The 26,599-nt window shown below is 72.4% G+C and carries 24 protein-coding genes; 15 read left to right on the top strand and 9 right to left on the bottom strand.

The window, feature by feature from the left end; all coding sequences use genetic code 11:
- Positions 1-32 precede the first annotated feature (32 nt).
- Positions 33-1,352 carry a homogentisate 1,2-dioxygenase gene (hmgA, locus tag G3I54_RS24470; protein WP_030631085.1) on the bottom strand — a complete coding sequence of 440 codons (1,320 nt, stop codon included), beginning with the start codon at positions 1,350-1,352 and terminating at the stop codon, positions 33-35.
- 217 nt (positions 1,353-1,569) lie between these two features.
- Here hmgA and G3I54_RS24465 point away from each other — a divergent pair, with 217 nt between their 5' ends.
- The 5 genes from G3I54_RS24465 to G3I54_RS24445 all read left to right on the top strand — a co-directional run bounded on the left by G3I54_RS24465 (position 1,570) and on the right by G3I54_RS24445 (position 8,341).
- Positions 1,570-2,196, top strand: coding sequence for a TetR/AcrR family transcriptional regulator (locus G3I54_RS24465; protein WP_164617074.1), 627 nt, complete (start codon positions 1,570-1,572; stop codon positions 2,194-2,196).
- A gap of 194 nt (positions 2,197-2,390) precedes the next feature.
- Positions 2,391-4,595 carry a molybdopterin-dependent oxidoreductase gene (locus G3I54_RS24460; protein ID WP_164617072.1) on the top strand — a complete coding sequence of 735 codons (2,205 nt, stop codon included), beginning with the start codon at positions 2,391-2,393 and terminating at the stop codon, positions 4,593-4,595.
- Between the two features lie 139 nt (positions 4,596-4,734).
- Positions 4,735-6,198 carry a citrate:proton symporter gene (locus G3I54_RS24455; RefSeq protein ID WP_164617070.1) on the top strand — a complete coding sequence of 488 codons (1,464 nt, stop codon included), beginning with the start codon at positions 4,735-4,737 and terminating at the stop codon, positions 6,196-6,198.
- Complete coding sequence (locus G3I54_RS24450; RefSeq protein ID WP_164617068.1) at positions 6,198-7,556, top strand: MFS transporter; 1,359 nt, start codon at positions 6,198-6,200, stop codon at positions 7,554-7,556. The genes G3I54_RS24455 and G3I54_RS24450 overlap by 1 nt, the downstream gene beginning before the upstream one ends.
- 182 nt (positions 7,557-7,738) lie before the next feature.
- Positions 7,739-8,341, top strand: coding sequence for an ATP-binding cassette domain-containing protein (locus G3I54_RS24445; RefSeq protein ID WP_164617066.1), 603 nt, complete (start codon positions 7,739-7,741; stop codon positions 8,339-8,341).
- A 13-nt stretch (positions 8,342-8,354) separates the two neighbouring features.
- On the opposite strand, the gene G3I54_RS24440 is transcribed toward G3I54_RS24445, so the two are convergent.
- On the bottom strand, positions 8,355-8,864 hold the full coding sequence (locus tag G3I54_RS24440) for a DinB family protein (protein WP_164617064.1): 510 nt from the start codon (positions 8,862-8,864) through the stop codon (positions 8,355-8,357).
- 293 nt (positions 8,865-9,157) lie between these two features.
- On the opposite strand from G3I54_RS24440, the gene G3I54_RS24435 reads away from it, so the two are divergent.
- The gene (locus G3I54_RS24435) at positions 9,158-10,552 is read left to right on the top strand and encodes an aldehyde dehydrogenase family protein (RefSeq protein WP_164617063.1); all 1,395 of its coding nucleotides are present in this window, start codon (positions 9,158-9,160) and stop codon (positions 10,550-10,552) included.
- A gap of 61 nt (positions 10,553-10,613) precedes the next feature.
- Complete coding sequence (locus G3I54_RS24430) at positions 10,614-11,693, top strand: Zn-dependent alcohol dehydrogenase (protein WP_164617060.1); 1,080 nt, start codon at positions 10,614-10,616, stop codon at positions 11,691-11,693.
- Here G3I54_RS24430 and ppk2 read toward each other — a convergent pair.
- The 4 genes from ppk2 to G3I54_RS24410 all read right to left on the bottom strand — a co-directional run bounded on the left by ppk2 (position 11,690) and on the right by G3I54_RS24410 (position 15,606).
- On the bottom strand, positions 11,690-12,706 hold the full coding sequence (ppk2, locus tag G3I54_RS24425) for a polyphosphate kinase 2 (RefSeq protein ID WP_164617058.1): 1,017 nt from the start codon (positions 12,704-12,706) through the stop codon (positions 11,690-11,692). The genes G3I54_RS24430 and ppk2 overlap by 4 nt on opposite strands.
- On the bottom strand, positions 12,672-13,655 hold the full coding sequence (locus tag G3I54_RS24420; protein WP_164617056.1) for a DMT family transporter: 984 nt from the start codon (positions 13,653-13,655) through the stop codon (positions 12,672-12,674). Before G3I54_RS24420 ends, ppk2 begins: the two co-directional genes overlap by 35 nt.
- A gap of 500 nt (positions 13,656-14,155) precedes the next feature.
- Positions 14,156-14,902, bottom strand: a complete 747-nt coding sequence (locus G3I54_RS24415) for a winged helix-turn-helix domain-containing protein (protein WP_164617054.1) — start codon at positions 14,900-14,902, stop codon at positions 14,156-14,158.
- A 14-nt stretch (positions 14,903-14,916) separates the two neighbouring features.
- Entirely contained in the window at positions 14,917-15,606 is a 690-nt protein-coding gene (locus G3I54_RS24410; protein ID WP_164617052.1) for a TetR/AcrR family transcriptional regulator C-terminal domain-containing protein, read from the bottom strand.
- Positions 15,607-15,698: 92 nt separating this feature from the next.
- Between G3I54_RS24410 and G3I54_RS24405 the strand changes: the two genes are divergently transcribed.
- The 3 genes from G3I54_RS24405 to G3I54_RS24395 all read left to right on the top strand — a co-directional run bounded on the left by G3I54_RS24405 (position 15,699) and on the right by G3I54_RS24395 (position 18,002).
- On the top strand, positions 15,699-16,850 hold the full coding sequence (locus G3I54_RS24405; protein ID WP_164617050.1) for an acyl-CoA dehydrogenase family protein: 1,152 nt from the start codon (positions 15,699-15,701) through the stop codon (positions 16,848-16,850).
- A 140-nt stretch (positions 16,851-16,990) separates the two neighbouring features.
- A complete protein-coding gene (locus tag G3I54_RS24400) occupies positions 16,991-17,281 on the top strand; it encodes a YiaA/YiaB family inner membrane protein (RefSeq protein ID WP_007448725.1) in 291 nt (96 codons plus the stop codon).
- Positions 17,282-17,369: 88 nt separating this feature from the next.
- Entirely contained in the window at positions 17,370-18,002 is a 633-nt protein-coding gene (locus G3I54_RS24395) for a TetR/AcrR family transcriptional regulator (RefSeq protein WP_164617048.1), read from the top strand.
- Between the two features lie 51 nt (positions 18,003-18,053).
- On the opposite strand, the gene G3I54_RS24390 is transcribed toward G3I54_RS24395, so the two are convergent.
- Positions 18,054-18,515, bottom strand: coding sequence for a MaoC family dehydratase (locus G3I54_RS24390; RefSeq protein ID WP_164617046.1), 462 nt, complete (start codon positions 18,513-18,515; stop codon positions 18,054-18,056).
- A 112-nt stretch (positions 18,516-18,627) separates the two neighbouring features.
- Between G3I54_RS24390 and soxR the strand changes: the two genes are divergently transcribed.
- Positions 18,628-19,095 (top strand): redox-sensitive transcriptional activator SoxR, encoded by a 468-nt coding sequence (gene soxR, locus G3I54_RS24385; RefSeq protein WP_164617043.1) that lies wholly within the window; start codon positions 18,628-18,630, stop codon positions 19,093-19,095.
- 55 nt (positions 19,096-19,150) lie between these two features.
- Here soxR and G3I54_RS24380 read toward each other — a convergent pair whose 3' ends face one another.
- Both G3I54_RS24380 and G3I54_RS24375 read right to left on the bottom strand, forming a co-directional pair.
- Positions 19,151-19,765, bottom strand: a complete 615-nt coding sequence (locus G3I54_RS24380; protein ID WP_164617041.1) for a hypothetical protein — start codon at positions 19,763-19,765, stop codon at positions 19,151-19,153.
- 458 nt (positions 19,766-20,223) lie between these two features.
- Positions 20,224-21,504 (bottom strand): DUF1343 domain-containing protein, encoded by a 1,281-nt coding sequence (locus G3I54_RS24375; protein WP_164617040.1) that lies wholly within the window; start codon positions 21,502-21,504, stop codon positions 20,224-20,226.
- Between the two features lie 224 nt (positions 21,505-21,728).
- Here G3I54_RS24375 and G3I54_RS24370 point away from each other — a divergent pair, with 224 nt between their 5' ends.
- The 4 genes from G3I54_RS24370 (at position 21,729) to G3I54_RS24355 (ending at position 26,538) form a co-directional block, all read left to right on the top strand.
- On the top strand, positions 21,729-22,499 hold the full coding sequence (locus G3I54_RS24370; RefSeq protein WP_164617038.1) for an SDR family NAD(P)-dependent oxidoreductase: 771 nt from the start codon (positions 21,729-21,731) through the stop codon (positions 22,497-22,499).
- On the top strand, positions 22,496-24,238 hold the full coding sequence (locus G3I54_RS24365; protein WP_203687106.1) for an AMP-binding protein: 1,743 nt from the start codon (positions 22,496-22,498) through the stop codon (positions 24,236-24,238). The genes G3I54_RS24370 and G3I54_RS24365 overlap by 4 nt, the downstream gene beginning before the upstream one ends.
- 49 nt (positions 24,239-24,287) lie before the next feature.
- Positions 24,288-24,881: a TetR/AcrR family transcriptional regulator gene (locus G3I54_RS24360; protein ID WP_103511748.1), complete on the top strand. Its 594-nt coding sequence runs from the start codon at positions 24,288-24,290 to the stop codon at positions 24,879-24,881.
- Positions 24,882-25,200: 319 nt separating this feature from the next.
- A complete protein-coding gene (locus G3I54_RS24355) occupies positions 25,201-26,538 on the top strand; it encodes a M28 family metallopeptidase (protein ID WP_164617036.1) in 1,338 nt (445 codons plus the stop codon).
- Positions 26,539-26,599: the final 61 nt, after the last annotated feature.

Here is a 26,599-nt window from a genome sequence, read left to right as displayed (position 1 = left end):
TCCCCGTCCCGTACCCTCCGGCCTTCCGCCGTCTATGGCCGGAAGTTGCGGCTCAGACCCTGCCATACGTCGTCGTAGCCGCGCTGCAGATGGCCGGCGCCGGCCGCCTGCGCGGTCGCCGTGACCGGCCAGCGGGTCTCGAACATGAAGGCCAGACCGTCGTCGATCTTCTGCGGCTTCAGCTCCGCCGCGCTCGCCCGGTCGAAGGTCTCCCGGTCCGGTCCGTGCGCCGACATCATGTTGTGCAGCGAGCCGCCGCCGGGCACGAAACCGTCCGCCTTCGCGTCGTACGCCCCGTCGATCAGCCCCATGTACTCGCTCATCACATTGCGGTGGAAGTACGGCGGGCGGAAGGTGTCCTCGCCGACCAGCCAGCGCGGTGCGAAGACGACGAAGTCCACCCCGGCCAGCCCCGGGGTGTCGGACGGCGAGGTCAGCACCGTGAAGATCGACGGGTCGGGGTGGTCGTAGCTGATCGTGCCGATCACATTGAACCGGCGCAGGTCGTAGACGTACGGGGTGTGGTTGCCGTGCCAGGCCACCACATCGAGCGGCGAGTGGTCGTACGTCGCCGACCAGAGGTTCCCGCAGAACTTGTTGACCACCTCCACCGGGCCCTCGTGGTCCTCGTACGCGGCGACGGGGGCGAGGAAGTCCCGGGCGTTCGCCAGGCCGTTGGCGCCGATCGGGCCGAGGTCGGGCAGCGCGAACGGGCGGCCGTAGTTCTCGCAGACGTAACCGCGCGCGGTCTCCTCCAGCAGCTCCACCCGGAAGCGGACGCCGCGCGGGATCAGCGCGACATGGCCGGGTTCGGCGCGCAGCAGGCCCAGTTCGGTGCGCAGCAGCAGTCCGCCGCGCTCGGGGACGATCAGCAGCTCGCCGTCGGAGTCGCTGAACACGCGGTCCGTCATCGAGGCGTTGGCGCTGTAGAGGTGGATCGCCATCCCGGCGCGCTGGGTGGTGTCGCCGTTGCCGCCGAGCGTCCACAGGCCGCTCAGGAAGTCCGTGCCGGGCGCGGGGTCGGGCAGCGGGTTCCAGCGCAGCCGGTTCGGGTCCGGCACGGTCTCGGTGAAGGGCGCCGAGCGCAGGCCCCCGTTGTCGGTCCGGGTGAACGCCGGGTGGGCGGCCGAGGGGCGGATCCGGTAGAGCCAGGAGCGGCGGTTGTCCGCGCGCGGCTCGGTGAAGGCGGAGCCGCTCAGCTGCTCCGCGTACAGCCCGAGCGGTGCGCGCTGGGGGGAGTTGCGGCCGTGCGGCAGCGCCCCGGGCACCGCCTCCGAGCTGTGCTCGTTGCCGAAGCCGGAGGAATACGTCAGCCCCTCGGCCGTCTTCCTCGCCTGGTCGATCGCGCTCATCCCGCACTCCCGGTGCCCAAGAAAGCCCTCGGATCCGCCGGACGACGAATCCTATGCACCACCGTAGGAATAGGAGCGGGGCACGTCAACGGCATACATCGCGCCATTCGTGGCGTGTGCGGCGTGATGCGCGGCCCGGGGAGCGCCGTCCGCGGGGAGCCTCTGCTTTTCGCCGGGCGAGAGGGGGCGCGGCATCATCGAGAGGGGGCACGGCATCATGGGGCCCGTGCCCCAGCCCCATGTCACCCCGAACCTCCGCCGCGCCCCCGTGCAGCAGCGCAGCGCCGACCGCCTGGCCCGGATACTCGACTCGTGCGCCGGCCTCCTCGACGAGACCGGCTACGAGCAGCTCACCACCCGGGCCGTCGCCGAGCGCGCCGAGGTGCCCATCGGCTCCGTCTACCGGTTCTTCTCCAACAAGCGCGCGCTCGTCGACGCCCTCGCGCTGCGCAACCTGGACACCTACGCGGACCGCATCACCGCCCGGCTCGCGGATCTTCCCGCCGCCGACTGGCGCGCCGCCATCGACGCGGTGCTCGACGAGTACCTGGCGATGAAGCGGAGCGTCCCCGGGTTCGCGCTCGTCGACTTCGGGCCGCCGTTTCCCGCCGAGGGCGCTGCGGACGACGCCAACCGGCGTCTAGCGGACCGGCTCGCGGTACTGCTCGCCGGACACCTCGGCCGCCGGGCCGACGAGGGGCTGTCCCGGGCGATCCTGGTGAGCGTGGAGGCCGCCGACGCGCTGCTGCAACTCGCCTTCCGTACGGAACCGTCGGGCGACGCGGCCATCGTCGCCGAGACCCGGACCCTGGTCAGGTCCTACCTCGCCCACACGCTCGACTGAGCGCCGGTCCCTGCCCTGCCCTGCCCTGCCCTCCTCTCCCCTTCTCCTTCGCTCTCTTCAGCCCTTCTTTGCTCTCCTCCGCACGACGCCTCCCCACCGTGCGTACCGGTCGGTATGCTCGGCCGGGCCGGGGCTTCCATGCCCGCCCGGCCCATGTCCGTGTGCCGTCGCCGCTGCCGCCCCGGGGAGGGCCCATGTCCCACGACTCCCGCACCGCACCGCGTATCTGCCCCCTCTGCGAGGCCACCTGCGGCCTCACCCTCACCATCGAGGGGACCACCGTCACCGGTGCGCGCGGCGATCGCGACGACATCTTCAGCAAGGGCTTCATCTGCCCCAAGGGTGCCTCCTTCGGCGGGCTCGACGCCGACCCCGACCGGCTGCGCGTCCCCCTTGTGCGCGGCGACGACGGGGAGCTGCGCGAGGCCGGCTGGGACGAGGCGTTCGACCTGATCGCCGCACGGATACCGGCCCTGACGGAGGCGTACGGGCCCCAGGCCGTCGGCGTGGTCCTCGGCAACCCCAACGTGCACACGATGGCGGGCTCCCTCTACCCGCCCCTGCTGCTCGCCGCCCTGCGCACCCGTAACGTCTTCACCGCCAGCACCCTGGACCAGATGCCCAAGCACGTCTCCAGCGGCCTGCTCTTCGGCGACGCGCACGCCATCCCCGTACCGGATCTCGACCGCACCGACCATCTCCTGCTGATCGGCGCCAACCCGCTGGAGTCCAACGGCAGCCTCTGCACCGCCCCCGACTTCCCCGGCCGGCTCAAGGCCCTGCGCCGGCGCGGCGGCACCCTCACCGTCATCGACCCGCGCCGCACCCGCACCGCCCGCCTCGCCGACCGGCACGTCGCGATCCGGCCCGGCGCGGACGCCCTGCTGCTGGCCGCCCTCGCGCACACCCTGATCGACGAGAAGCTCGCCGACCCCGGGCCGCTCGCCGAGCACCTGGAAGGCATCGACGAACTCGCCGCCGCCCTCGCGGACTTCACCCCGGACGCGGTCGCCGCCGCCTGCGACGTGGACGCCGACACCATCACCGCCATCGCCCGCGAACTCGCCGCCGCCCCCACCGCCGCCGTCTACGGGCGCATCGGCAGCTGCACCGTCGAGCACGGCACCCTCGCCAGCTGGCTGGTGGACGTCCTGAACATCCTCACCGGCAACCTCGACCGGCCCGGCGGCGCGCTCTTCCCGCTCTCCGCCACGGCCCGCGCGCCCCGACCCACCGCCCCGGGGGCGCGTAACGCCGCCCCCGGCAAGGGCTTCGCGCTCGGCCGCTGGGCGAGCCGGGTCTCCGGGCACCCCGAGGCCAAGGGCGAACTGCCCATCGCCGCCCTCGCCGAGGAGATCGACACCCCGGGCGAGGGCCGTATCCGCGCCCTGGTGGTCATCGCCGCCAACCCCGTACTCTCCGCGCCCGACGGCGACCGGCTGGACGCGGCCCTCGCCGACGGGCTCGACTTCATGGTCAGCGTCGACCCGTATCTCAACGAGACCTCCCGGCACGCCGACGTCGTCCTGCCCCCGCCGCCGCCCTCGCAGAGCGCCCACTTCGACTTCGCGTTCAATAACTTCGCCGTGCACAACCAGGTCCGCTACACCCGCGCCGCCGTGCCCCTGGAGGAGGGGCGGATGGACGAGAGCGAGATCCACGCCCGGCTGATCCTCGCGGCGAGCGGTACGCACGGCGCGCCGCCCTCCGCCGTCGACGACCTGGCCGTCGACACCGCCCTCACCCGGGCCGGAGCCCCGAAGGAACGGGCCGCCGAACTCACCGGCGAGAACGGCCCCGAACGTCGACTGGACCTGATGCTGCGCCTCGGCCCGTACGGGCTGACGCTTCAGCGGCTCCTGGCCCACCCGCACGGCATCGACCTCGGCCCGCTGAAACCCCGCGTCCCCGAAGTCCTGCGCACCCGCTCCGGCCGGATCGAACTGCTCCCGGAGCCGATCGCCGCCGATCTGCCGCGCCTGCGCCGGGCGCTGGGCGACCGGCCGGCCCCGCTCGTCCTCGTCGGCCGCCGCCATCTGCGCTCCAACAACAGCTGGATGCACAACGTCGGCTCGCTCACCGGCGGGTCCAACGTCTGCACCCTCCAGATCCACCCCGACGACGCGGCCCGCCTCGGGCTCGTGGACGGGGCCACCGCCCGGATCGAGTCGTCGGGCGGCGGCATCGAGGCCCCGGCCGAGATCACCGACACCGTGCGCAGCGGGGTGGTGAGCCTGCCGCACGGGTGGGGCCACAGCCGCCCCGGCACCCGTATGTCGGTCGCCGCCGCCGACCCCGGGGCGAACGTGAACCAGCTGCTCGACGGCACGCTCCTGGATCCGCTGTCCGGCACGGCGGTCCTGAACGCCATCCCGGTCTCCGTCACCCCAGCTCACTAGCACTACCGCGTTGACCTGGGGTTTTGCTCGTATTGCTCACGCGTCAACGTCTTGTTAACTCTTCGAGGAGGCCCCTAACGTCATCCGGACCGACCGCCGAGACCGGTGGGAGTTCAAGGATGAACGTTAGGTATCCCCCATGCTGACAATCCTCGGCTTCGCCATGATCGCGACCTTCCTGGTCCTGATCATGACGAAGAAGATGTCGCCGATCGCGGCGCTGGTACTGATCCCCGCACTGTTCTGTGTCGCCGTAGGACAGGGAGCGCAGCTCGGCGACTACGTCATCGAAGGCGTCGGCAACCTCGCGCCCACCGCCGCCATGCTGATGTTCGCCATCGTGTACTTCGGCGTGATGATCGACGTCGGCCTGTTCGACCCGATCGTCCGGGGCATCCTGCGGTTCTGCAAGGCCGACCCGATGCGCATCGTCGTCGGTACGGCGGTGCTCGCCGCGATCGTCTCGCTGGACGGCGACGGCTCCACCACCTTCATGATCACCGTCTCGGCGATGTATCCGCTCTACAAACGCCTGAAGATGAGCCTGGTCGTCATGACCGGTGTCGCGGCCACCGCCAACGGCGTCATGAACACCCTGCCCTGGGGCGGCCCCACCGCCCGCGCCGCCACCGCCCTCAAGCTGGACGCCTCCGAGATCTTCGTGCCGATGATCCCGGCGCTGGCCATGGGGCTGCTCGCCGTGTTCGTGCTGGCGTACGTGCTGGGCCGCCGGGAGCGCAAGCGTCTGGGCATGCTCACCCTCGACGAGGCGCTGGCCCGGGAGCCGGAGCCGGAGCCGGAGACCGTGACCACCGGAGTCGGCGGCACCGGCGGCATCGGCGGAGAGGACCGTCTCCGCAAGGGAACCGCCGCATCCGCCTCGGCGGGCGGTACGGGGACGGGGGCCGGCGCCGATGCCTCGGACGGCGACGGGGACGGCGACGGCGACGGGGACGACGCGTTCCAGGGCCTCGACCCGAACCGGTCCACGCTCCGCCCGAAGCTCTACTGGTTCAACGCCGGTCTCACCGCCGCCCTCCTGACGGCGATGATCATGGAACTGATGCCGATCCCGGTGCTCTTCCTGCTCGGCGCGGCCCTCGCGCTCACCGTCAACTTCCCCCACATGCCCGACCAGCGGGCCCGGATCGCCGCCCACGCCGACAACGTCCTCAACGTCTCCGGCATGGTCTTCGCCGCCGCCGTCTTCACCGGAGTCCTCACCGGCACCGGCATGGTCGAGCACATGGCCGACTGGGTCGTCGGCGCGGTCCCCGAGGCGATGGGCCCGCACATGGCCATCGTCACCGGCGTGCTCAGCCTGCCGCTCACCTACTTCATGTCCAACGACGGCTTCTACTTCGGCGTCCTCCCCGTCCTCGCCGAGGCGGGCGCGGCCCACGGCGTCTCGCCGCTGGAGATCGCCCGCGCCTCGCTGGCCGGTCAGGCCCTGCACATGTCCTCGCCCCTGGTGCCCGCCGTGTACGTCCTCGTCGGCATGGCGAAGGTCGAGTTCGGCGACCACACCCGCTTCACCGTCAAGTGGGCCGTCCTCACCTCGCTCGTGGTGCTCGCGGCGGGCATCCTCTTCGGCATCATGTGATGACACCGCGACCACGGACCGGGCCCGGCCGGGGCTGGCTGCTGCGCCTCGTCATCGCCTTCGCCTTCGCGCAGGGGGCGGTGTCGATGGCGCGGCCCGCCGTCTCCTACCGGGCCCTCGCGCTCGGCGAGTGGGGCCTCCCCTGGTCGAACGGAGCTGAGATCCTTGGGGAAGAGGCGGCCGTCGGCGTCATCGCCGGGGTCTACGCCCTGCTTCCGCTGTTCGTCGCCGTGCCGCTCGGCCGCCGCACCGACCACGGCCGCTGCGCGCCCCTGCTGCCGCTCGGCGTGCTCCTGATCTCCGGCGGCTGCGCGCTCAGCGGCATCGTCTCCTCGCTGCCCGCGATGGCCGCCTGGAGCGGAGTGATGGGCCTCGGCCACCTGTGCTTCGTGATCGGCGCGCAGTCGATCGTGGCCCGGCAGTCCGCGCCCGACGAACAGGACCGCAACTTCGGGCACTTCACCATCGGCGCCTCGCTCGGCCAGCTCGTCGGCCCGATCGCGGCCGGTGCGCTGATCTCCGCCGACAGCGGTGCGCTGGGTCGTACGAGCGCCCTCGCGCTCCTCGTCTCGGCGGGGGTCTGCGCGGTCGCCCTCACCTCGCTCTGGCGCATCGAGCACCGCCGGGCCACCGGCTCCGGGCCGGCCCCCGGCCACAAGGTCCCGGTCCGGGCGATCCTGGGCGCGCGCGGCGTTCCGGCCGGCATCCTCATCAGCATGGCGGTGCTGTCCGCCACCGACATCCTCACCGCCTATCTGCCGGTCGTCGGCGAGCACCGCTCCATCGCACCGGCCACCGTCGGACTGCTGCTCAGCCTGCGGGCCGCCGCCACGATCGCCTGCCGGCTGGTGATGACGCCGCTGCTGCGGCTGCTGGGCCGCAGGGCCCTGCTGACCACCAGCTGCCTGCTCGCCGGGCTCCTCTGCGCGGGCGTCGCGCTGCCCGTGTCCGTCCCGGTCCTCGCGGTCATGCTGGCCGTGCTCGGCTTCTGCCTCGGCGTCGGCCAGCCGCTGTCCATGACCACCGTCGTCCGGGCCGCCCCCGCCCAGGCCCGGTCCACCGCGCTCGCCCTGCGACTGACCGGCAACCGGCTCGGCCAGGTCGCCGCCCCCGCCGCGGCGGGCCTGATCGCGGGCGCGGTGGGGGTGGCGGCCCCGTTCGCGCTGCTCGGCGTGGGGCTGCTCGGCGCTGCGGGACTGGGACTGCGCGGCGACGGCCGTATGAAGTCGGCCCCGGCCGCCCAGGACACGGAGCCCACTCCCGTACCGCCGGGCACGACGCCCACCCCCGTACCGCCGGACGCAGCGCATGCCCCGGTACCGCCGACCGTCCGGAACGGCTCCGAACCCTCCGGGTGACCGGCCCCGGCTCTCACGGGTGGGCCCTGCCCCGGGCCTCACGGGTGGGCCCTGCCCCGGGCCTCACCGGCCCCGTACGCCTCAACCTTCGCGCGAGTCATTCCCACACCCCGCCCGGTGGGCCGGCTTCCACACAGCCGCTCCCCACCGCGATGCCACAACTTCCCTCCGGGCGGACATTCATGACGCGCGCGATCTCCCTGCACCAAGTCAGCAAGAGTTACGGCCGGGACCGGCGGGCCGTCGACCGGTTCACGCTCTCCATCGATCCCGGCGAGTTCGTCGTGCTGCTCGGCCCCTCCGGCTGCGGCAAGTCCACCGTGCTGCGCATGATCGCGGGGCTGGAGGAGATCACCGAGGGCGAACTGCTCCTCGACGGCGAGTACGCCAACCACACCCCGCCGCGCGAACGCGGTATGGCGATGGTGTTCCAGTCCGCCCGGCCCCGGGCGATGCCCCGCCGCCGTCGGGCGGCGGTCGGCGGCGGAGGCGGGGTCGGCGTCCTGGAACGGCTCGGGGGGCGGGCGGGCGGCCGCATCAGCGGCCCGGTCGTCACCCTCGACGAACCCGTCCAGGACCCCGCCGAGATCCAGGGCCTGGACCACCCGCCCACTCCTTCCGGCGGCCTGGTGGTGCGCACCGGACCCGATATGCGGCTGCGGACCGGGGCACAGGTGCCGCTGCTGGTGGACCTGGCCCATCTGTACGTCTTCGACCACTACGGCCGCCGCATCTGCCCGCTGCCCCGCGACGTTCCCGGGCTGGACGACGCGCCTCGGCCCTGAGGATCCCCGCCGGTCAGCGGCCGGTCGAGCCGTCGATCAGCTCGCGGAGGACATCCGCGTGACCGGCGTGGCGGCCGGTCTCCTCGATCATGTGCGTGAGCGCCCAACGGGCGCTGGGCCCAGGGCCGTTCGGCAGTGGGCGGGGCACGGGCGCGCCGAGGTCGGTGCAGGTGTCGAGTACGTCGTTCGCCTCCGCGACCGCCTTCCGGTAGCGGGCGACGACCTCGGCCACACCGTCCTCGGGAGCGGCGCGGAAGGTCGCCGGCCAGTCGGTGACCCGCTCCCCGAGGAAGGTGGACCGCTCGACGAAGGTCAGATGGTGGAGCAGTCCGAGCAGATTCGTGCCCGAGGGCACCCCGGCGGTGCGGACCTCCGGTTCCGAGGCGCCCTCGACCTTCGCGGCGACCGAGGTGCGTACGTAGTCGAGGAAGCCGCGCAGCACCTCGATCTCGCTCCCCCCGGTCCGTGGCGGCGGGGTGTCCCGGCGGCGGGGGCGGTGGCGGGGGCGGGGCGCGGCGGTCATGGTGCCTCCTCGGTGTGCGGACGGCGGACGGCGGACGGCGGTCCGGGTTCGCGGGCTCGCGGACTCGCCCCAGTCTTGGCCCGGCGGTGGCCGTCAGGGCAAGGGATCATGCCGTTCCGGCAACTCGGCCGGGCAGGGGCACATGCGCCGGGGGCGTGCGCGCCCGGCGTGACCGGCGTCTCGGAAGGCTCCCTGGCGCCGGAAAACTAACGGCGCTAGTTTGGGCGGGTGCGACGTGTGCCCGCGCCGCACGGCTTCGGCGCTCCGCACAGCACGTCCGGGAGGAAACAGCCATGCAGGCCCATGACGAGATGTACATCGACGGTGCCTGGCGGCCCGCCGTCGGCCAGGACACGATCGCGGTCGTGAACCCGGCCGACGAGCGGGTCATCGCCCGGGTGCCGGCGGGAACGGCCGAGGACGTCGACGCGGCGGTACGGGCCGCGCGCGCCGCCTTCCCCGCCTGGGCCACGACCCCGCCCGCCGAGCGCGCCGCCCGGCTCACCGCGCTCGCCGACGCGCTGGCCGCCCGCAAGGACGAGCTGGCCGAGACGATCACGGCCGAGCTGGGCTCACCGCTGCCGCTGTCGCAGATGGTCCACGCGGGCGTGCCCGTGCTGGTGGCCGCCTCGTACGCCGAACTGGCCGCCCGCCACACCTTCGAGGAGCGCATCGGCAACTCCACCGTGCTGCTGGAACCGGTCGGCGTGGTCGGCGCGATCACCCCCTGGAACTACCCGCTCCACCAGATCGTCGCCAAGGTGGCCCCCGCGCTCGCCGCGGGCTGCACCGTCGTCCTCAAGCCCGCCGAGGACACCCCGCTGACCGCCCAGCTCTTCGCGGAGGCCACCGAGGCGGCCGGTCTGCCGCCCGGGGTCTTCAACCTGGTCACCGGCCTCGGAACGGTCGCCGGACAGGCGCTCGCCGCCCACGAGGACGTCGACCTGGTCTCCTTCACCGGCTCCACCGCCGTCGGCAGGCAGATCGGCGCCACCGCCGGGGCCGCGATCAAGCGCGTCGCCCTCGAACTGGGCGGCAAGTCCGCCAATGTGATCCTGCCCGGCGCGGATCTCGCCAAGGCGGTCAACGTCGGCATCGCCAACGTGATGACCAACTCCGGCCAGACGTGCAGCGCCTGGACCCGGATGCTGGTGGACGCGGAGCGGTACGACGAGGCTGTGGAGCTCGCCGCGAACGCCGTCACCAAGTACGTGCCCGGCGAACGGGTCGGTCCGCTCGTCAACGCCAAGCAGCAGGCCCGGGTGCGCGGTTACATCGCCAAGGGCGTCGAGGAGGGCGCCCGGCTGATCGCGGGCGGCCCGGACGCGCCGCTGGAGACCGGCTACTACGTCAGCCCGACCGTCTTCGCCGACGTCACCCCGGACATGACGATCGCCCAGGAGGAGATCTTCGGCCCGGTGGTCTCGATCCTGCGGTACGAGGACGTGGACGACGCCCTGCGGATCGCCAACGACACCGTGTACGGGCTGGCCGGGGCCGTGTGGGCCGCGGACGACGAGGAGGCGGTGGCCTTCGCCCGCCGGATGGACACCGGGCAGGTCGACATCAACGGCGGACGGTTCAACCCGCTGGCCCCGTTCGGCGGTTACAAGCAGTCGGGGGTGGGGCGCGAACTGGGGCCGCACGGTCTGGCGGAGTACCTCCAGACGAAGTCGCTCCAGTTCTGACCCCGCAACCCTTTCCTCGTAGCTCGTAGCTCGTAGCTCGCAACTCGTAAGGAGCCTGTTCGTGGTCCGCGCCGCCGTACTGCCCGCCGTCGGAGCTCCGCTGGAGATCACCGACATCGTCCTGCCGGAGCCCGGCCCCGGCCAGGTGCGGATCGCGCTCGCCGCCGCCGGGGTCTGCCACTCCGACCTGTCCCTGTCCAACGGCACCATGCGCGTCCCGGTGCCCGCCGTCCTCGGCCACGAGGGAGCGGGTACGGTCCTGGCGGTCGGCGAGGGCGTCACCCATGTCGCGCCCGGCGACGGCGTGGTCCTCAACTGGGCGCCCTCCTGCGGGTCCTGCTTCCACTGCGGCATCGGCGAGGTCTGGCTCTGCGCCGACGCCCTGAAGGGCACCGCCAACCTCCACGCCCGTACGGCGGACGGCACCGACCTCCACCCCGGCCTCAACGTCGCGGCCTTCGCGGAGGAGACCGTCGTCGCCGCCAACTGCGTGCTGCCCGCGCCCGACGGCATCCCGCTCACCGACGCCGCCCTCCTCGGCTGCGCGGTCCTCACCGGCTACGGGGCGATCCACCACAGCGCGCGGGTCCGCGAGGGCGAGAGCGTCGTCGTCTTCGGGATCGGCGGCGTCGGCCTCGCCGTGCTCCAGGCCGCCCGGATCGCCGGAGCGTCCCGGATCATCGCGGTCGACGTCTCCCCGGCCAAGGAGGAGCTGGCCCGGCAGGCGGGCGCCACCGACTACGTCATCGCCTCCGCCACCACCCCGCGCGAGATCCGCAAGCTCACCGGCGGCCAGGGCACGGACGTCGCGGTCGAGTGCGTCGGCCGGCCCGCGACCATCCGGGCCGCCTGGGAATCCACCCGGCGCGGCGGGCGCACCACGGTGGTCGGCATCGGCGGCAAGGACCAGGAAGTCACCTTCAACGCCCTGGAGATCTTCCACTGGGGCCGGTCGCTCACGGGCTGCGTCTACGGCAACAGCGACCCGGCCCGCGATCTGCCCGCCCTCGCCGACCACATCCGCGCGGGCCGCTTCGACCTCTCGATGATGGTCACCGAGCGCATCGCCCTGGACGGCATCCCCGCCGCCTTCGACAACATGATCGCGGGCAAGGGTGGCCGGGCGCTGGTGGTGTTCTAGTAGTCCGTCGTCCGGGACGTCGACGTCACCGGGCCCAGCAGCCGGGCGTCCATCTCGCCCTCCTCGAACAGCCGGGAGGCCGGGCCCACGATCAACGGGTCCGGCACCCCGACCACCTCCGGGTCCTTGCCCGGGTAGTCGAAGCGGTCCAGCACATGCCGCATCGCCTCCAGTCGGGCCCGCTTCTTGTCGTTGCTCTTCACCACCGTCCACGGCGCGTCCGCCGTGTCGGTGTGGAAGAGCATCAGCTCCTTGGCCTCCGTGTACTCGTCCCACTTGTCCAGCGAGGCCAGGTCGACCGGGCTCAGCTTCCACCGTCGTACGGGGTCGATCTGCCGGATCATGAACCGGTTGCGCTGCTCGTTGCGGGAGACGGAGAACCAGAACTTCACCAGGTGGATGCCGTCCCGGGCCAGCATCCGCTCGAATCCCGGCGTCTGGTGCATGAACTCCAGGTACTCGCGGGTCGTGCAGAACCCCATCACCCGTTCCACGCCCGCCCGGTTGTACCAGGAGCGGTCGAACAGCACGATCTCCCCGGCGCTCGGCAGATGCGCCGTGTAGCGCTGGAAGTACCACTGGGTGCGCTCGCGCTCGGTCGGCTTCTCCAGCGCCACCACGCGTGCGCCACGCGGATTGAGATGCTCGGTGAACCGCTTGATCGTGCCGCCCTTGCCCGCCGCGTCCCGGCCCTCGAAGAGGATCACCAGCCGCTCGTCGCGCTCCTTCACCCAGTGCTGGAGCTTCAGCAGCTCTATCTGGAGCGCCCGCTTGGCCTTGTCGTAGTCGCGGCGGCGCAGCTTGCGGTCGTACGGGTAGTCCTCGCGCCAGGCGTCGCGGGCGTGGCCCTCGGGCGTCACGAGGACCGGATCGTCGTCGCCGCTGTCGACCACGCCGAACCCGTCCAGATACGGCCCGCCGTAACGGGCCGCCCGCCCCGCCTCCTCGCGGTCGGCCTTCTCGGCCTTCTCGGCCTTCTTACGGTCGCCCTGCGCTCCGGTCCTCCGTGTCATGACGGCTTCCCTCCACCGGCCCAGCGGGATTTCCGCGTGTGGGCCCAGTCTGCTGACGGCTCCGGGAGACCGCCACCCCGACCAGGCAGAGCAGCCCGCCGAGGACCCCGAGCAGGGTCGGCACCTCGTCCAGCAGCAGCCACGCCATGAGCACCACCAGCGCCGGAACGGCGTACGTGGTGGCGCCCATCCGGCCCGCGGTGGTCCGGGCCAGGGCGTAGCCCCAGGTGGTGAAGGCCAGCGCGGTCGGGAAGACGCCGAGATAGATCATGTTCAGCGTGGCGGACATGGGGGCGTCGGCCGCCTCGGAGACCAGCACTCCGGTGAACGGCAGGCAGGCGACGGCGCCGATCATGCAGCCGAAGGTGTTGATCTGCAGCGAGGAGCCGTACGCGAGCGCCGGCTTCTGGCTGACCACGCCCAGCGCGTACGCCACGGCGGCCAGCAGGCACAGTGCCACGCCCAGCACGGAGGAGCTGCCGTGCCCGGACATCGCGAGGCCGACGACGACCGCGCCCGAGAACGAGATGCCCATGCCCAGCAGCAGGCGGCGCGGTAGTCCCTCGCCGAGCATGCGGGCGCCCATCAGGGCCATCAGGATCGGCCCGATGTTCACCAGCATCGCCGCCGTCCCGGCGTCGACCTCCTGCTCGCCCCAGTTGAGCGCCACCATGTAGAGCCCGAACCAGAGCACGCCGGAGGTGATGATTCCGCGCCAGGCGCCGCGGCCGGGCAGTCCCTCTCGCCGTACGAGGAGGATCGCCCCGAGCACGAGCGTGCCCGCCAGGAGCCGGCCCAGGGCGAGCGCGCCGGGGGAGTAGGACTCGCCGGCGCTGCGGATGGAGACGAAGGCGGAGGCCCACAGCACGACGGTGGTGCAGGCTGCGGCGGTGGCTCGCCAGGGGTGGGCCGGTGGGGAGGCCGGAGGCGGTGTCGGGGTCGTCGTCATGGCCACGACCGTAGGCCCGGAACGCTTCGGCCCCCACCGAATTGTCAATGCCCGTCAATCGACGGCGGCCCGACACTCACGGACGGAGCCCCGCCCATGTCAGCCCGTCCGACACTCATGGACGGAGCCCCGCCCTTTCAGCCCGTCCGGCACTCATGGACGGAGCCCTGCCCTTTCAGCCCGCCCGACACTCACGGACGGAGCCCTGCCCTTTCAGCCCGTCCGGCACTCATGGACGGAGCCCTGCCCTTTCAAGCCCGTCCGGCGATTGAGGACGGAACCCTGGTGGTGGCACGGGACGACCCCTCCGTGGCCGGGAAGCAAGGGTGCCGCCCCTACCCAGCGCCGGTTCCGTCCTCAAACGCCGGACGGGCTGGAAATGCGTCGGCTCGGCCTCAGGCGTCGGCCGGGCTGGGGGTGCGTCGGCTCGGCCTCAAACGCCGGACGGGCTGGGGGTGCGCCGGACGGGCTGGGGACGCACCGGCCGGGCTGGGCGTGTGTCAGCCGTCGGTGGTGGTGAGCGACGCCGGGTCCAGCCCCAGCCGCTCCGACAGCGCCCCCACCCCCACCGGAGTCACCCGCACCGCCCGCCCCGACCCGTACCGCTCGCACCACCCCGCCGCCAGCACATGCGCGCACAGCGCCGCCCCCGCCGCCCCCGCGAGATGGGGCCGTCGCTCCGTCCAGTCCAGGCAGCCCCGGGCCAGAGGGCGTCGTCCGGTCCGGTCCAGGGGGATGCCCAGGGCGCCGAACCAGTCCAGGCCCGCCTCGGTCAGCGCGAACCCGGTGTCCTGCCGCAGCAGCCCCCGTACCGTCATCGCCTCGGTGATCCGGATGCCGAGCCGTCCGGCGAGATGGTCGTAACACGTACGCCCCCGGGCCAGCGCGCTGCTGACGCTCGCCGCCCGCAGCGATCGCGGCCGCTCCGGGGCGTCGGGCGCCGCGTGCGAGGCCAGTTCCTCCACCAGGTGCGCGGCCCGCTCGTCGGCCAGCCGGACGTAGCGGTGACGGCCCTGCCGATCCTCCGCGAGCAGTCCGCCCGCGACCAGCCGCCCCAGGTGCTCGCTGGCGGTGGACGGGGCGACGGCGGCGTACCGGGCCAGCTCACCGGCGGTCCAGGCCCGCCCGTCGAGCAGGGCCAGGCAGAAGGAGGCGCGGGTCTCGTCCGCGAGGAGGGCGGCCAGTGCGGCGAGTCGCGGGGCCGCCGCGTCGTGCGGCCGGGGGCGCTGTCGCGGGGAACGGTCCATGCGTCCAGGGTGCGTCAGGGACGGTTCGGCGCCGGCCGAACCGTCGCCGCGCCCTCGCCCACCGGCCGCGCGTACTGCTCGTACTGGAGCGCCAGCCCGTCCAGCAACGCCCGCAGCCCGGTCTCGAAGGCCCCTTCGTCGACCTGGCTGCGGTGGTCGGCCAGCAGATGGGCCTGGCCGAGGTGCGGGTAGTCGGCGGGGTCGTAGGCGGTCTCGTCGTCCACGAACCCGCCGGCGAACGAGCCCAGCGCCGAACCGGTGATGAAGTAGCGCATCAGCGCCCCGATCCGGGTCGCCTGGGCGGGCGGCCAGCCCGCCCCGGTCATCGCCCCGAACACCGCGTCGGCGACCCGCAGCCCCGCCGGCCGGCGGCCCGGCCCCCGGGCCAGCACCGGAACGATGTGCGGGTGCGCGGCGAGCGCGGCACGGTAGGACAGCGCCCAGTCGTGCAGGGCCTCGCGCCAGTCGCGCGGGTCCGACTCCTCGAACATCGACAGATCGACCTGTACGGAGACCGCGTCGGCGACGGCGTCGAGGATCTCCTCCTTGTTGCGGAAGTGGTTGTAGAGCGAGGGCCCGCTGACCCCCAGCACGGCCGCCAGACGGCGCGTGGAGACGGCGTCGAGCCCCTCGGAGTCCACGAGTGCGCTCGCCGCCTCGACGATGCGGTCTCTGCTGAGGAGGGGCTTGCGTGGTCGGGCCATGCGGCTCATAGTAGGGCCTGCGAACCAGAAACTAGCAGTGCTAATTAAAGCGCGCCCGAGCGGCGCTCAGGAGAGGCAGTGGGTGGCGCACGATGGACCTGACGCTCAGCGAGGAGCAGGAAGCCGTCCGGAAGCTGGCCGAGGACTTCGTCGCCCGCGAGGTCGCCCCCCATGTCGTCGCATGGGACCGGGCCGAGAATGTCGACAGGTCGATCGTCGGCAAGCTCGGCGCCCTCGGCTTCCTCGGTCTGACCGTCCCCGAGGAGTACGGCGGCTCCGGCGGCGACCACCTGTCCTACTGCCTGGTCACCGAGGAGCTGGGGCGCGGCGACTCCTCCGTGCGCGGCATCGTCTCCGTATCGCTCGGCCTGGTGGCCAAGACCATCGCGTCCTGGGGCGACGAGGAGCAGAAGCGGTCCTGGCTGCCCCGGCTCACCTCCGGCGAGGCGATCGGTTGCTTCGGTCTCACCGAGCCCGGCACCGGCTCGGACGCCGGGAACCTCGCCACCCGGGCCGTCCGCGACGGCGGTGACTACGTCGTCGACGGCACCAAGATGTTCATCACCAACGGCACCTGGGCCGACGTCGTCCTGCTCTTCGCGCGCACGAACGACAGCCCCGGCCACCGGGGCGTCTCCGCCTTCCTCGTCCCCACCGACACCCCCGGCCTCACCCGCCGCACCATCCACGGCAAGCTCGGCCTGCGCGGTCAGGCCACCGCCGAACTGGTCCTCCAGGACGTCCGCATACCGGCGTCCGCCATGCTCGGCCCCGAGGGCAAGGGCTTCTCCATCGCCATGTCCGCCCTCGCCAAGGGGCGCATGTCGGTCGCGGCGGGCTGCGTCGGCATCGCCCAGGCCGCCCTGGACGCGGCCGTGCGCTACGCCGGAGAGCGCGAGCAGTTCGGAAAGCCCATCGCCCGCCATCAGCTCGTCCAGGAACTGCTCAGCGACATCGCCGTGGACGTGGACGCCGCCCGGCTGCTCACCTGGCGGGTCGCCGATCTGATCGACCGGGGCCGGGAATTCGCCACCGCCGCCTCCACGGCCAAGCTGTACGCCTCCGAGGCCGCCGTCCGCTGCGCCAACAACGCCCTCCAGGTCTTCGGCGGCTACGGCTACATCGACGAGTACCCGGTCGGCAAACTGCTGCGGGACGCCCGGGTGATGACGCTCTACGAGGGCACCAGCCAGATCCAGAAGCTGATCATCGGCCGCGCGCTGACGGGCGTCTCCGCGTTCTGACCCGGACCCTGGACCGTTCCGGCCGGGGTTCGGGCCCGTACCGCCCGGTACTCGGCTTCGTACGCGTGTCCGATGTCTGAGTACGGGCCTGAGTACGGGCGCGGATGTGGCGTACGCCACCTCGGGCGGATGCTGACCCCATGAGTGACACGACATCGGTCAAGCAGCAGAGCACCGCGGCCTTCTACATGCAGGCCGTCGCCTCCTTCATGGTGGCGATCGCCGCGGTCGCCTTCGGTATCTTCTTCCTCGACGCCGACGCCTGGGTGCGCGGCTTCCTCGCCATCGGCGTGCTCTACCTCGTCACGTCCTGCTTCACGCTCGCCAAGGTGATCCGGGACCGTCAGGAGGCCGGGCAGATCCACAGCCGGGTCGACCAGGCCCGGCTGGAGAAGATCCTCGCCGAGCACGACCCCTTCCAGAAGCTCTGACCCGGCGCGATCGGCGGGCCGACCCCTAAGCGCTTGCTCAGGTTCGGGGTATGGTGTGCGTCCTGCTGACGGAGAGGGGCCTTGGGCGATGAGTGCGGTGGAGGAGACGAGCGGCGAGGACGCGCCGTGGGGCGAGGTCACTCCCGAGGCGGCCAGGCGGCTCCTCGTCGCCGCCGTGGACGCCTTCGCCGAGCGCGGGTACCACGCGACCACCACCCGTGACATCGCCGGCCGGGCCGGGATGAGCCCGGCCGCGCTCTACATCCACTACAAGACCAAGGAAGAGCTGCTCCACCGGATCAGCAAGATCGGCCACGAGCGGGCGCTGCACGTCCTGGACGCCGAGGCCGATCGGGACGGCACGGCCGCCGAACGGCTCGCCGGAGCCGTCCGCTCCTTCGTCCGCTGGCACGCGGAGCGGCACACCACCGCCCGGGTCGTGCAGTACGAGCTCGACGCCCTCGGCGAGGAGCACCGCACCGAGATCGTCGCCCTGCGGCGCAGGAGCGACGCGGTAGTGCGCCGGATCATCAGCGAAGGGGTGCGGGACGGCGAGTTCGACGTCCCCGACATCCCCGGCACCACGCTCGCGGTGCTGTCGCTCTGCATCGACGTGGCCCGCTGGTTCAACGCCCAGGGCAGCCGCACGCCCGACGAGGTCGGCGAGCTGTACGCCGACCTCGTGCTGCGGATGGTCAAGGCCGGGCAGGTCCGGAAGTAGCCCCGGCGGGTTCGGAGTCGGCCCGGCGGGTCCAGGCGCGGTGGGGCGGGTTCAGAAGTAGTAGCGGGACACCGACTCGGCGACACAGGCCGGCTTCTCGCTGCCCTCGCGCTCGACCGTGACGACCGCCGTGACCTGCACGCCGCCGCCCACCTCCTCGACATCGCGGAGCACCGCCGTGGCCCGCAGCCGCGAGCCGACCGGGACGGTCGAGGGGAAGCGGACCTTGTTGGTCCCGTAGTTGATGCCCATCTTCATGCCCTCGACCCGCATCACCTGCGGCACCAGCGCGGGCAGCAGCGAGAGCGTCAGATAACCGTGCGCGATGGTCGTGCCGAACGGCCCGTCCTTCGCCCGCTCCGGGTCCACATGGATCCACTGGTGGTCGCCGGTCGCCTCGGCGAAACCGTCGATCCTCTTCTGTTCGATCTCCAGCCAGTCGCTGTGTCCCAGCTGCTCGCCCACTCCGTCCCGCAGCTCCTGCGCGGACGTGAAGATCCTCGGCTCTGCCATGTTCCCGGTCCCTGCCTTCCGGCTCGACGCGCTGTCCGCGCGATGTCTAAGCGCTTGCTCAGCATTGTCGTGCGGCGCGTTCCTGTCAACGACATGGCAGTAGGTTTGAGGGGTGCCACAGATCCCACAGACACTCCACGAACTCTCGGTCGGCCAGCTCTCGGCGCGCAGCGGCGCCGCCGTCTCGGCCCTGCACTTCTACGAGTCCAAGGGCCTGATCACCAGCACCCGCACCAGCGGCAACCAGCGCCGCTACTCGCGGGACGCGCTGCGCCGGGTCGCCTTCGTCCGGGCGGCCCAGCGCGTCGGCATCCCGCTGGCCACGATCCGGGAAGCACTCGCCGAACTGCCCGAGGAGCGCACGCCCACCCACGAGGACTGGGCCCGTCTCTCCGAGGCCTGGCGCAAGGAACTGGACGAGCGCATCACGCAGTTGCACCGCTTGCGCGACCATTTGAGCGACTGCATCGGATGCGGCTGTCTGTCGCTGGAGACCTGTGTGCTCTCCAATCCCGACGACATCAACGGCGAGCGGATCACCGGCTCCCGTCTGATGCCCGAGCGCAAGCAGCCCTCCTGACCGGGTGATCGGCTGCGCACGCCCGGGTGAACGTGCGCGCCGCGATGCCCGGACCTCACGCCGCCTGCACGGCCGGCCTCCGGTGTCGTGGCAGCCGGGCCCTGGCCAGCGTGCGGTCGGTCAGCGCGGGCCGCGGCACCACGATCCCGCAGCCCGTGCACACCGGACCCGCCCACGGCTCGTCGCCCCGCTCCTGCCGCCACTCGATGCCGGTGCCCGCGCAGACCGGGCAGGCGGAGCCGGGGCCGGCGCCGAGAGCCGCGATCAGCCGGCGCAGGACCTCGGCGAGCGGCTCGGTCGGATGGATGCCCGGGTCGGTGCAGCGGGCCACCCCGTGACCGCCCCAGGTGCGGCGGTGCCAGTCGTCGAACGCGCCGGGCCGCCGCAGCCCGGCGTGCTTCTCGCGCCGCCGCCGCTCGGCGAACCCCGCCTCGTACGCGAGCCAGACGGCCCGCGCCTCCTCCAGTTCGTCCAGCGCGCGCAGCAGGCGCGCCGGATCGGGCTCCCGGTCCTCGGGATCGATCCCGTGCCGGGCGCACAGATGGTCCCAGGTCGCCCGGTGCCCGTACGGGGCGAACCTCTCCAAACACTTGCGCAGGGAATACCGCCGCAGGGCCAGATCACCCAGCGGATCGCGTACCTGTCTCGCAAGACTCCGGAAACCGGCCATGACACCGCCACCTCCGTCGCTCGTCCTTGGACGTCAAGGAATGGACGTACGCCTGCCCGTTTCGGCTCCATCGAAAGATGAAATCCGTCCATTGGCCGAGACGCCCCATGTGGGACCGGGTGCCACGGGTGGAAGCGGAGCGGCGCACGGGCGGGTGGTGCGAGGGCGTACGGGCCTCGCGCGGGTGGCGGAAACCGATGGCGGCGGCACGGTCCCGTGCGCTCGGGCCCCCATGACGACGGCTCGCCTGCGCCTGGAAGAGATCGCCGCCGACGCTGTGCTCGACGTCTGTCGGCCGGAAGTCGCACCCGAGCAGCGCGGGTTCGCCGCCCCGGCCGCACCGTCCCCGGCCGAGGCCCCCGCGCATCCCGACCGCGCCCGGACCCGGCTGATCTGTGACGGTGAGCGCGCCGTCGGCTTCGTGACGGCGTGCTCCGACCGGGTCCGGTCCGTCGGCACTACCCCTCGTACCGCAGATACCTGCGCCGCTTCGCCCGGAACGCCGACAGGTCCCGCTGCCACGCCCGTACGACCTCGTCGGTGTTCGCGCCCGCGTCGATCATCGTGCGGACCCGGGTGTTCCCGGTGAGCTTGTCGATCCAGTTGTCCGGCCGCCAGGCGAAACCGCTCCAGGTCTGCTTCGCCGTCACCAGCAGGGCGATCCCGGTGCGGACCGGGTCGAAGACCTCCCGGTCCTGGACGTGCACCTGCACCCCGCCCACGGTCTTCCCCTCGAACTTGGAGAACACCGGCGCGAAGTACGCCTCGCGGAAGGCCACCCCCGGCAGCTCCAGCGCGTTCGCGGCGGCCGCCCAGCCGCGGTCGACGCCCTCCGCGCCGAGGAGTTCGAAGGGGCGGGTGGTGCCCCGGCCCTCGGAGAGGTTGGTGCCCTCGAAGAGACAGGTGCCGGAGTAGACGAGAGCCGTCTCGGGCGTCGGCATGTTCGGGCTCGGCGGCACCCACGGCAGCCCGGTGGCGTCGAAGAAGTCCGAGCGCCGCCACCCCGACATCGTCACCACGTCCAGCCGCACCGGATTCTCGTGCAGGAACTCCGCGTTGAAGAACAGCGCCAGCTCCGCCACCGTCATCCCGTGCGCCTGGGCGATCTCCCGGCGGCCGACGAACGTGGCGAACGCCGGGTCCAGCACCGGCCCGAGCGCGGCCCGCCCGGTCACCGGGTTCGGCCGGTCCAGCACCACCAGGCGTTTGCCCGCGAGCGCGGCCGCCTCCATGCAGTCGTACAGCGTCCAGATGTACGTGTAGAAGCGGGCGCCCGCGTCCTGGATGTCGAAGACGACGGTGTCCACGCCCGAGGCGGTGAAGACGTCCGCGAGGTCCTGGCCGCTCTTGAGGTACGTGTCGTAGACCGGCAGCCCGGTCGCCGGGTCGTCGTAGCGACCCTCGGAGCCGCCCGCCTGCGCGGTGCCCCGGAAGCCGTGCTCGGGGCCGAAGACGGCGGTCAGGTTCACCCGTGAGTCCGGGTGCATCACGTCGACGATGTGCCGCACGTCGGCGGTGACGCCGGTCGGGTTGGTGACGATGCCGACCTTCTGGCCCCGCAGCAGCCGGTAGCCGTCGGCCGCCAGCCGGTCGAAGCCGGTACGCACCCGGCCCCGCCCGGGCCCGGAGCCGCGCCCGGCGCCGGTCGAGGCGGCGGCGGGACCGGTGCCGGCCGCCGTCGCCGCGAGCGCTCCCACGGCGCCTCCCGCGGCCAGCAAACCACGTCGGGACAGGCTCATTCCGCTACCTCCATGATCGCGCCGACTGTCATGGCCACGCACGCTAGCGCGGGCCGGGGCCGCACGGAACGACCTGGGCCGCGCCGATTCCCCGAGCCGGTCCCCGACCTCCTCCCCGACCTCCTCCCGGTCCACTCCCGGCCCCCGTCCGGTCCGTTCCCGGCCCTTCCCCGATCACATACCGACCGGTTAGTCTGCCGGTGCAGCCGGATGGGAAAGGCGGGATGACGATGGGTACGGTGCAGGGCGCCGGCGTAGTGGTCACAGGGGCCGGAGGCGGTATCGGAGCCGCTCTGGCCCGCAGGTTCGCCGCCGGGGGAGCGCGGGTCGTCGTCAACGACCTGGACCTCGCCCGGATCGAGCCGCTCGCGAAGGAGATCGGCGGCTTCGCCGTCGCCGGGGACGCCTCGGGCATCGTGGATGCGGCCCGCCAGGCGCTGGACGGCACGGTGGACGTCTACTGCGCCAACGCGGGCCTGGCCTCGCCCGGCGACGCGTTCGCCGACGAGGAGGTCTGGGCCGCCGCCTGGGACGTCAATGTGATGGCCCACGTCCGCGCGGCCAGGGCGCTGCTGCCGGAGTGGCTGGAGCGCGGCAGCGGCCGGTTCGTCACCACCGCCTCCGCCGCCGGGCTGCTGACGATGATCGGCGCGGCCCCGTACAGCGTCACCAAGCACGGGGCGGTCGCCTTCGCCGAGTGGCTCTCGCTCACCTACCGCCACCGCGGCGTCAAGGTCCACGCGATCTGCCCGCAGGGCGTCCGCACCGACATGCTCACCGCCGCCGGTTCGGCCGGCGAGCTGGTCCTCGCCCCCGGCGCCATCGAGCCGGACGCCGTCGCCGACGCCCTGTTCGAGGCGATGGACGCCGACCGCTTCCTGGTCCTGCCGCACCCGGAGGTGGCCGGCTACTACCAGGCCCGCGCCGCCGATCCGGACCGGTGGCTGGGCAATATGAACCGCCTCCAGCAGAAGTGGGAGGCGAGCGGCGCATGAGCGACCCGAACCCCGGGCCCGCGGCCTCCGGGCCCGTGGACTCCGCCGCCTCGACCTCCGCCGCCCCGGCCGCCACCGGTTCCATCTATGCGGCCCAGCCGTGGCTCGCCCTGCTCAGCGACGCCCAGCGCGCCCCCGTCACCCCGCCCGCGACCGTGCTGCACGCCTGGCGGGCAGCCGTGGAACGGGCCCCGGACCGCCCGGCCCTGGCCTACTTCGACGGCCGGCTGAGCTACCGCGAGACCGACGAGCTGTCCGACTCGGTGGCCGGGCACCTCGCCGCCCGGGGACTGCGCCGGGGCGACCGGGTCGCGATCATGCTCCAGAACAGCCCGCACTTCGTCCTCGCCCTGCTCGGCGCGTGGAAGGCGGGGGCCACCGTCGTTCCGCTCAACCCGATGTACAAGTCCGGCGAGGTCGGCCACGTACTCAAGGACGCCCAGGTCACCGCGCTGATCTGTGCGGACCGGGCGTGGGAGGCGTATCTCCGGGACACCGCGGCGGCCGCCCCGGACCTCACCATCGCCCTCACCGCCTGCGAGCTGGACCTCCAGAGCGTGAACGACCCCCGCGTCCTCGGCTTCGCACGGCTCCCCGCCCCCGGCCCCGACGACCTCGCGGACGACCTGCTGACCGCCGCCCGCGCCGGGCACCAGGCCCCGGCGGACCGGGAGCTCACCGCCGCCGACACGGCGCTGATCAGCTACACCTCCGGCACCAGCGGCACCCCCAAGGGCGCGATGAACGCCCACGGCAACATCATGGTCAACGCCGAACGCCAGCGCACCGGCCATCCGATCGCCGAGGGCTCCGCCTACTTCGCGCTCGCCCCGCTCTTCCACATCACCGGCATGGTCTGCCAGCTCGCCGCCTGCGTCGCCAACGCGGGCACCCTCGTCCTGGCCTACCGCTTCGAGGCGGGCGTCGTCCTGGAGGCCTTCGCCGCCCACCGCCCCGCCTACACCGTCGGCCCGTCCACCGCCTTCATGGCCCTGGCCGCCCACCCGGACGCCACCCCGGACCACTTCGCCTCGTTCCGGGTGATCTCCTCCGGCGGCGCGCCCCTGCCGCCCGCGCTCGTGGAGAAGTTCCGCGCGGGCTTCGGCCCGTACATCCGCAACGGCTACGGGCTCACCGAGTGCACCGCCCCCTGCGCCTCGGTCCCGCCCGAGCGGGAGGCCCCCGTCGACCCGGTCTCTGGCACCCTCTCCGTCGGCGTGCCCGGACCCGACACCGTCGTACGGATCCTCGACGAGGAGGGACGGGAGGTGCCCTTCGGGGAACAGGGCGAGATCGCGGTGCGCGGCCCCCAGGTCGTCTCCGGCTACTGGAACCTCCCCGAGGCCACCGCCGCCGCCTTCCCCGACGGCGAGCTGCGCACCGGCGACATCGGGTTCATGGACGCGGCGGGCTGGCTGTACGTCGTCGACCGCAAGAAGGACATGATCAACGCCTCCGGGTTCAAGGTCTGGCCCCGCGAGGTGGAGGATGTCCTCTACACCCACCCGGCGGTGCGCGAGGCGGCCGTCGTGGGCGTGCCCGACGCGTACCGGGGGGAGACGGTCCGGGCCTATGTGAGCCTGCGTCCGGGGGCCTCCGTGGAGCCCGGCGAGCTGGGCGCCTACTGCAAGGAACGGCTCGCCGCGTACAAGTATCCGCGCGAGGTGGAGATCCTGACCGAGCTGCCGAAGACGGCGAGTGGGAAGATCCTCAGGCGGGAACTGCGTTCCCACCGTTAGAACGGCGTCGAAACAGCACACGCACAGTACGAAAGGAAGGTGGCGGCTCATGGCCAAGGCGACGGATCAGAACGGCACTCCCGTCCCTCAGAGGCTGCTGGCCGCCGCCACCCGGCTCTTCGCCGAGCGCGGGTACGACCGCACCTCGGTCCAGGAGATCGTCGAGGCGGCGGGCGTCACCAAGGGGGCGCTCTACCACTACTTCGGCTCCAAGGAGGACCTGCTCCAGGAGGTCTACGCCCGGGTGCTGCGGCTCCAGCAGGAGCGCCTGGACGCCTTCGCGGACGCCGAGGCGCCCGTCGAGCAGCGGCTGCGCGACGCGGCGGCCGACGTGGTCGTCACGACCATCGACAACCTGGACGACGCGGCGATCTTCTTCCGCTCCATGCACCACCTGAGCCCCGAGAAGAACAAGCAGGTGCGCGTCGAGCGCCGCCGCTACCACGAGCGCTTCCGGGCCCTGATCGAGGAGGGCCAGCGCGGCGGCGTCTTCTCCTCGGCCACCCCCGCCGACCTGGTCGTCGACTACCACTTCGGCTCGGTCCACCACCTCTCCACCTGGTACCGCCCGGACGGCCCGCTCAGCCGCCAGGAGGTCGCCGACCACCTCGCGGACCTGCTGCTGCGGGCCCTGCGCCCGTAGGCGCGGAGGTACGGGCGGGGCGGAGCCGGAGCGATCCACTGGCCCGCTCCGCCGGTCGGGGTGAGTCTGGATGTATGACGTATGTCCTGCCTCCCGATGAGGCGCCAGGGTTCACGGGCACGGAGCTGTTCGTTAATAGAACGGTTCTGTCCGGTTTCCGCTCTTGACGGAGCACGGTCACTTCCTTGAGCATCGGTCACGCATTGCGCACCTCTGGGCCCCTTGTCCGGGCCCATGCTCCAGGACCCGGCCGGATCACCATGCGGCCGGGGACCCCCCGCACGTTCCGTCAGTCCCCAACGGAATCCGGAGCCCGTGAATGAGACCGAACCGTTTCACCCTGCGCAGATCCCCGGCGGCCGTCGCGGCCGTCGCCCTCGCCGTCGCCCTCGGAGCCGCGGCACCGGCCGCCCAGGCCGCCGGGGCGCCGACCCCGGAGGCGGCCGCCGCCGCGGCGCCCGACATCCCTCTGGCCAACGTCAAGGCCCACCTCACCCAGCTCTCGACGATCGCCGCGAACAACGGCGGCAACCGCGCCCACGGCCGCCCCGGCTACAAGGCGTCCGTCGACTATGTGAAGGCCAAGCTCGACGCGGCCGGATTCACCACCACGCTCCAGCAGTTCACCTCCAGCGGCGCCACCGGCTACAACCTGATAGCCGACTGGCCCGGCGGCGACCCGAACAAGGTCCTGATGGCCGGGGCCCACCTCGACTCGGTCTCCTCCGGCGCCGGCATCAACGACAACGGCTCCGGCTCGGCCGCCGTGCTGGAGACCGCCCTCGCCGTCTCCCGCGCCCAGTACCAGCCCGACAAGCACCTGCGGTTCGCCTGGTGGGGCGCGGAGGAGCTGGGGCTGATCGGCTCGAAGTACTACGTCAACAACCTGCCGTCCGCCGAGCGTTCCAAGCTCTCCGGCTACCTCAACTTCGACATGATCGGCTCGCCCAACGCCGGCTACTTCGTCTACGACGACGACCCGGTCATCGAGAAGACCTTCAAGGACTACTTCGCGGGCCTGAACATCCCCACCGAGATCGAGACCGAGGGCGACGGCCGCTCCGACCACGCGCCGTTCAAGAACGTCGGCGTCCCCGTCGGCGGACTCTTCACCGGCGCGGGCTACACCAAGTCCGCCGCCCAGGCGCAGAAGTGGGGCGGGACCGCGGGGCAGGCCTTCGACCGCTGCTACCACTCGTCCTGCGACAGCCTGAGCAACATCAACGACACCGCCCTGGACCGCAACAGCGACGCCGCCGCCCACGCGATCTGGACCCTGTCATCCGGCAGCGGCGAACCGCCCACCGGCGAGGGCGTGTTCAGCAACACCGACGATGTCGCCATCCCGGACGCGGGAGCCGCGGTGACCTCGTCGATCGCGGTCACCGGACGGACGGGCAACGCCCCGGCCGCCCTTCAGGTGGGCGTCGACATCAAGCACACCTGGCGCGGCGACCTGGTCGTCGATCTGCTGGCGCCCGACGGCAGCGCGTACCGGCTGAAGAACTCCAGCAGCGGCGACTCGGCCGACAACGTCATCACGACGTACACGGTCAACGCCGCCGGCGAGGTGGCCAACGGCTCCTGGAAGCTCCGCGTCCAGGACGTGGCCCGACAGGACACCGGCTACATCGACAGCTGGAAGCTCACCTTCTGAGCATGCTGTACGTGTAAGGACGCGGCCCCCTCCCGACGAGCACCTCGGGAGGGGGCCGTAC

The organism is Streptomyces sp. SID14515 (assembly GCF_010548505.1).
In the GTDB taxonomy this organism is placed as follows: Bacteria; Actinomycetota; Actinomycetes; order Streptomycetales; family Streptomycetaceae; genus Streptomyces; species Streptomyces caviscabies.
The sequence above is the reverse complement of the archived record's forward strand: the minus strand, read 5'-3'. Positions and strand labels throughout refer to the sequence as shown.